This window comes from Streptomyces sp. HSW2009, assembly GCF_040240285.1.
In the GTDB taxonomy this organism is placed as follows: domain Bacteria; phylum Actinomycetota; class Actinomycetes; order Streptomycetales; family Streptomycetaceae; genus Streptomyces.
The window spans coordinates 1-6,212 of sequence record NZ_JBEHZD010000477.1 but is presented as its reverse complement, the minus strand read 5'-3'; the positions used below and the strand labels follow the sequence as shown (position 1 = coordinate 6,212).

Here is a 6,212-nt window from a genome sequence, read left to right as displayed (position 1 = left end):
CCCTCGCGCGGGCGGGTGAGCACCGGCGACCCGATCGGCTGGCGCCGGGTGCACGGCGCGATCGGCCTGGTCGACCTGGAGGCGCCGCCCGAACTGCTGGCGCCGGCCGTCGGCTCGCTGCGGATCTTCGCCGGGTACGCGGGCTGGGGCCCGGGCCAACTGGAGGAGGAGTTGGCCGAGGGCGCCTGGTACGTGGTGGAGTCCGAGCCCGGCGACGTCTCCTCGCCCGACCCCGAGCAGTTGTGGCGCTCGGTGCTGCGGCGCCAGCGCAGCGAACTGGCGATGGTGGCCACGTACCCGGACGACCCTTCGCTCAACTAGACGACGCTTGGGCCTACTAGCGGTCCGTGGCGGAGCGGTCCGTGGCGGCGGGCCAGTTGGCGCTGGTCAGCGCGTAGTACTGGGCCGCCAGTGGGTGGGCGCCGCGGGCCGGGACGGCCAGGCGTACGGCCACCGGCGGTGCGTTCTTCAGCCGTACGAAGCGGATGCCGGGGTGGGTGTGGCGCTGGGCCACCGACTCCGGGGCCACGCCGATGCCGTGGCCCGCGGCCACCGCCTCCAGCCATTCGTCGAAGTTGCCGCTGGTGCAGGCCAGTACGGGGCGGTGGGCCGCGGGCCACAGCTCGGGGCGGGTGGTGCCGGTGACGGTGTTGACCACCAGCGGCAGGCCGGCCAGCTCGTGCCAGTCCAGGACCCGGCGGCGGGCGAGGGCACCGGCCGCCCCCGCGGCGCTGCGCGCCACCGCCGCCACCCGCGCCTCGTGCGCGACCACCCGGCTGCGGATCGTGTCCGGCGGGGCGTCGCCGCGCAGCACCGCCACGTCGCAGTCGCCGGTGTCCAGGCCGGCCAGCGGGGCGTCCCTGCGGACCAGTCGGATGCGGGCGCCGGTCGCGGACTCGAAGGCGGTGTGCAGCGCGGCGCAGGCCACCGGCAGGAGTGAGGTGAAGCCGAGGCGCAGCGTGGCGTGCCGGCACGGGGCGCGCAGCGCGTCGCCGAGCCGGGGGAGCAGTACGGCGAGTTCGGCGTAGAGCCGGCGGCCGGCGTCGGTGAGCGCGACCCGGCGCGTACTGCGCTCCAGGAGCGTGGCGCCCACGGCTTCCTCCAGGCTCCGCACGGTGCGGGTGAGGGCCGGCTGACCCACGCCGAGCCGGTGCGCGGCGTGCGTGAAGTTCCGTTCCTCGGCCACGGCCACGAACCCCCGCAGGTGCCGCAACTCCACGGCGGGCAGTCCGACCGGGTCGAGGGGGCCGAGCGAGTCGAGTGAGCTGAGCGAGTTGAGCGAGTTGAGCGAATTGAGGCCGCCGCGTGGGGCGGGCCCTTCGAGCGGGCTGGGCGAGTCGGGTGAGCCGAGGCCGGAAAGCGGGCCCGACGGTTCGAGCGCGCCGGACCCGTCGGCACCTCCGGGCGCCTGCGGGCCGCCGGCGAGGGGCTGGCTCGACGTCGGGGCGGGGGCGTCGTCGCTGGTCAGGCCGGTGGGACCGGCCTCGGCGCGGGGTGCGGGCCCCGGCCGTCGCACTGCTTCGGCACTCATGCTTCCGCAGCATAAATCCTCGGCCGCGGGCATTTCCCCGGCTATTCGGAGAGTGCCTACGCTTCGGCGCCTCACCTACCGATCAACCCGAACGAGGAGAGACACCGTGCGCAAGGTCCTGCTGCTGGCGTTGGGGGCGTTCACCCTCGGGCTCGATGCCTATGTGATGGCGGGGTTGCTGCCCGTTGTCGCCGATGACCTCGATACGTCCGTGTCGCTGGCCGGCCAGTTGGTCACGGCCTTCACGCTCTCCTACGCGCTGTCCGCGCCGCTGGTGGCCGGCGTGCTGACGGGGGTGCGGCCCCGGCTGGTGATCCTGGTGGCGCTCGCCGTCTTCACGCTGGGCAACGGGCTCACCGCCCTCGCGCCCTCGCTCGGTCTGCTGCTCGCCTCCCGGGTGGTCGCCGGGGCCGGGGCCGGCGTCTACTCCGCGCTGTCCACCGCAGCCGCCTCGGCGCTGGTGCCGCCCGAGCGGCGCGGCCGGGCGCTCGCCCTGGTCATGGGCGGTATGAGCACCGGCACCGTACTCGGCGTGCCGCTCGGCGTACTCCTTGCCGAACAGGCCGGCTGGCGGGCCACGATGGCCCTTCTCACCGGGCTCGGGCTGGTCGCCATTGCGGGGCTCGCCGCGCTGTTGCCGCCGGTGCCCGCCGAGCCGCCGGTGCCGGCCAGGGTGCGGCGCGGGGCGCTGGCGGACCGGGCGGTGGCGCCGGTGGTGGCCGTCTCCTTCCTGGCCGCGGTCGCCAGCCTCGGCCTGTACACCTATCTGGCCCCGGTCCTCGCATCGGCCGGCGACGTCTCGCAGGTCACGCCCTATCTGTGGGCCTGGGGCATCGGCGGCGTACTGGGCAGCGTGGCGATCGGGCCGCTGGTGGACCGCGCGGGACGGGTGCGGGCCCTGGTGGTGACGGTGCTGGTGGCGATCGGCGGGGCGCAGGTGCTGCTGCCGTCGCTGGCCACGGTGCCGCTGCTGCTGGGCCTCGCGCTGGTGGTGTGGGGCGCGGGCGGCTGGGCCCTCCAGGTGCCGCAGCAGCACCAACTGCTCGCCGTACGGGCCGAGCGCGGCACGGTGGCGCTCGCGCTCAACAACTCGGCGCTCTACCTCGGCAGCGCCGTCGGCTCCGCACTCGGCGGCCTCGCGCTCGCCGCGGGTGCACCGGCCTCCGCACTGCCGTGGGGCGCGGCCGGGGTGGTGGGGCTCGGCCTCCTGCTCCAGTTGGCGATCGCGCGTACGGGTCGGGCGGGGCGGCCGGCGGACGGGTCCGGCGCGGCGAACGGCTCTGGCGCGGCGAACAGGTCCGGCGCGGTGGGCGGGGCCGGCGCGGCGAGTGGGGCCGGCGCGGTGTGTGCGTCGGGGGTGCAGGCCGGTGGTCCCGGTGCGGTGGACGGCGGCGCGTCGGGCACCCCCCGGGCGTGAGTACCCTTGGGCTGCATGAGCACTCCTCTTCAGCCCGAGCCCGAGCGCGGGGCAGGTACCGGCACCCTCGTTGAGCCGACGCCGCAGGTGTCGAACGGCGACGGCGACCACGAGCGCTTCGCCCATTACGTGCAGAAGGACAAGATCATGGAGAGCGCGCTCTCCGGATCGCCCGTCGTCGCGCTCTGCGGCAAGGTCTGGGTCCCCGGCCGGGACCCGAAGAAGTACCCGGTCTGTCCCATGTGCAAGGAGATCTTCGAGGGCATGGACGTCGGCGGCGACAAGGGCAAGGACGGTAAGGGCGGCAACGGCGGCAAGAAGTAGCGCAGCCGCTGTCCCCTCCCACCGCCGGAATGCCGCACGCGCGCCCGGCCCGCACCCGCACGGGTACGGGCCGGGCGCGCGGTGTTGTGCGGGGCGGCAGCCGCAGTAAGGTCGCTGCCATGAGCGGGCGCGTGGAGCGGGCGGCGTACTTGGTGTTCGGGGCCCGGGAAGTCGATGAGTCCGACGAGGGCACCCCGGCCTTCAGCCAGTTCGACAAGGACTGGGACGCGCAGTTGGAGCGGTGCGGCAGGCTCGCCGCCGAGCGGGGCTACCAGCCGGTGGGCAGCAGCGTCTTCTCCGTGCTCCAGGCTTCCACGGACCGGCTCCTGGAGTGGGCCGACGACCCCGGCTGCGACGTCGTCCTGGTGGCCAGCCCCCGACTGCTGCGCCGGATGCACGCCGCCTGGCCGGACTGGGACCGGGTGGTGGCCAGACTGGGCGAGGCCGGCGCCCGCCTGGAGACCGCCCCCTTCCCCGAACCCGCCTACCCGGGCGAACGCTTCCCCGAGTGACCCGCGCCGCGGCGCGTCAACCCCGCGTCCGGTCATCCTGCGTCCGGTAATCCCTGTATCCGGTCATCCTGTATCCGGTAACGCCGTGTCCTGCGGGACGTCGCTGCCGTACGGGGCAGGGGACGCCCACGAGCGCGCCCCGCGGAAGGCCCCGCCGTACGCCGCGCGGTAGGCCCGCCGTCCGTGAGCCCTGCGGGGCGTGTCGCCGTACGCCGCGGAGTACGGCCATCCGCAAGCCCGCAGCCCGCACCCCGCCGCGCCGCGTGAGCCCCCCGCTCCCCCCCCCGCGCCCCCGCGTCAAGCACCACGTACGGGTCCATGCCCGACATCGCCCCGGCCTCCGAACGGGTCGCGCGCCGGGCCGTCGCCCGCGCCGGCCGTCTGCCCGAACCTCGCCCGTGGTTGACCGCGGTTGACCGTCGGCGCCTACGCCGCGCGGGCCCGCCCGTACCGCGTCGCCCCGGGTCGGGCGGCTGCCCCATGCGCACGCGCACACGGCCCCGACCGGCCGCCGTTCCGGTACCGCCTGCCCCGGAACGTGGCCCGCCGTCGCCCGGTCACAGCTCGGTGCGATGCGTCCGCGCGGCCTGCGAAGTCGCCGCTGCGCGGGCCCAACTCGCCGTTCGCGTACGTAGGTTGATGTTTCCGGCGGGGCGCTCTGGGTGGCGGAAGCGCGGGCGGGTCGCGCCGCCGCCGGTGGCCCGCCGCGGGGTGGCGGTGCCCGTCGCGGGGTCACCGCCCGCGGTCGGCGGCTGGCTGTCCGTTCGCGCTGTTCGTCGCCGGCGTCGGGCGGCGGTGCCCGGGCGGGGCGCCGCCGCGCCGCCCGGTGCCCGGGTCCGGGCGGACTCCTTTTCTCCCCGCCGGTCACGAACTGGTCGGGACCTCTTGTACGGCCAGACAACGGCCCTTAACCTCCTGCGTATTGTGCAAAGCGAAACGGGCGTTGCGTATCGCGCAACGCCACTCCGTGGGGGTTTCCGTATGAATGCCTTTGCTCGCATAGCCGCGCCGGTGGCGGCGCTCGTCGCGGCCGGCCTCACCGCCACCGCCTGTGCGCCGTCCACCTCGGACAACGATGCGAAGAAGGACGACAAGAGCGGCACGCTGCGCGTCTGGCTCTTCCAAGAGGTCAACAACGCGCCCAAGCAGAAGGTCGTCGACCAGGCCATCGCCGACTTCCGCAGCAAGAACAAGGACGCCGACGTCGAGGTCACCTACATCCCGGTCGACACCAGGGCGCAGAAGATCAAGGCCGCCTTCAACGACCCGAAGAGCGCCCCCGACCTCATCGAGTACGGCAACACCGACACCGCCGGCTATGTGCGCGACGGTGGGCTCGCGGACGTCACCAAGGAGTTCGCCGGCTGGCCGCAGAGCAAGGACACCGACCCGACGGCCAAGGAGTCGGTGACGGTGGGCGGCAAGACCTACGGTTCGCCGTTCTTCGTCGGCGTCCGGGCGCTCTACTACCGCACCGACGTCTTCAAGGACCTCGGCCTCAAGCCGCCGACCACCCAGCAGGAACTGATCAACACCGCCAAGAAGATCCGCTCCGAGCGCTCGGACCTGTACGGGCTCGCGGTCGGCGGCGCGTACACCTACGGCGCGATGCCCTTCATCTGGTCCAACGGCGGCGAACTGGCCACCGAGGAAGGCGGCTCGTACCGCTCGGCCATCGACAGCCCGCAGGCCAAGGCCGGCATCAAGACGTACACCTCGCTCTTCGGCGACGACAACTGCCCGGCCCGCAAGTGCGCCGAGATGGGCGGCAACGACACCGTCCAGACGTTCGCTTCCGGGAAGTCCGCCATGGCCATCGGTGGTGACTTCAACTACCAGGCCATCAAGGAGAGCGACGTCAAGGAAAAGTTCGCGGTGGTGCCGCTGCCCGGCAAGAAGGCCGGCGAGATCGCTCCGGCGTTCGCGGGCGGGAACAACATCGGGCTGCTCAAGAGCAGTTCGCACCGCACCCTCGGGCTCTCCCTGATGGAGTCGCTGACCAGCAAGAAGACCCAGAACGCGCTGTTCGACGCGATGGGCTTCCTGCCCACCTACACCGACGTCCGCAAGGAGGTCGCCCAGCGCCAGCCCACCGTCGAGCCGTTCGTGAAGACCCTGGAGGTGGCGAAGTTCGTACCCGCCTCGCCCGGCTGGGCCGCCATCGACGCCGGACTGGTCCTGCCCACGATGTTCCAGCAGGTCGCCAGCGGCCGTAAGGACGTCGACGGGGCCGCGGGCGAGGCGCGCAAGAAGATGGACGACGCCTTCGCCGAAGCGAGCTGAGTGAGGCCCTGATGTCCGCTGACGCCCCCTCCCCGGCCCCCCGCGCCCCCGCGCCCCCCCCCCCCCCAAAAAACACAGACACGCCCCCCGAAACAACAAGGGTAAAAGAAGCTGGGCCCCGGGACATTAAAAAAAAAAAGAGGGG

General features: G+C 73.6%; 6 protein-coding genes. 5 read left to right on the top strand and 1 reads right to left on the bottom strand.

From position 1 onward, the window contains the following. A partial coding sequence (locus AAHZ94_RS26700; RefSeq protein ID WP_349995909.1) for a YqgE/AlgH family protein occupies positions 1-321 on the top strand: 321 nt, incomplete at its 5' end. Between the two features lie 16 nt (positions 322-337). On the opposite strand, the gene AAHZ94_RS26695 is transcribed toward AAHZ94_RS26700, so the two are convergent. Next, positions 338-1,531 carry a LysR family transcriptional regulator gene (locus AAHZ94_RS26695; protein ID WP_349995907.1) on the bottom strand — a complete coding sequence of 398 codons (1,194 nt, stop codon included), beginning with the start codon at positions 1,529-1,531 and terminating at the stop codon, positions 338-340. Positions 1,532-1,637: 106 nt separating this feature from the next. Here AAHZ94_RS26695 and AAHZ94_RS26690 point away from each other — a divergent pair, with 106 nt between their 5' ends. From AAHZ94_RS26690 to AAHZ94_RS26675, 4 genes are all read left to right on the top strand, one after another. Beyond that, positions 1,638-2,948 (top strand): MFS transporter, encoded by a 1,311-nt coding sequence (locus AAHZ94_RS26690; protein WP_349995905.1) that lies wholly within the window; start codon positions 1,638-1,640, stop codon positions 2,946-2,948. Positions 2,949-2,963: 15 nt separating this feature from the next. After that, positions 2,964-3,272, top strand: coding sequence for a DUF3039 domain-containing protein (locus tag AAHZ94_RS26685; RefSeq protein WP_349995903.1), 309 nt, complete (start codon positions 2,964-2,966; stop codon positions 3,270-3,272). Between the two features lie 119 nt (positions 3,273-3,391). Further along, positions 3,392-3,784: a recombinase family protein gene (locus AAHZ94_RS26680; RefSeq protein WP_349995901.1), complete on the top strand. Its 393-nt coding sequence runs from the start codon at positions 3,392-3,394 to the stop codon at positions 3,782-3,784. Positions 3,785-4,765: 981 nt separating this feature from the next. After that, positions 4,766-6,067: an extracellular solute-binding protein gene (locus AAHZ94_RS26675; protein ID WP_349995900.1), complete on the top strand. Its 1,302-nt coding sequence runs from the start codon at positions 4,766-4,768 to the stop codon at positions 6,065-6,067. The last annotated feature ends 145 nt before the right edge of the window (positions 6,068-6,212 follow it).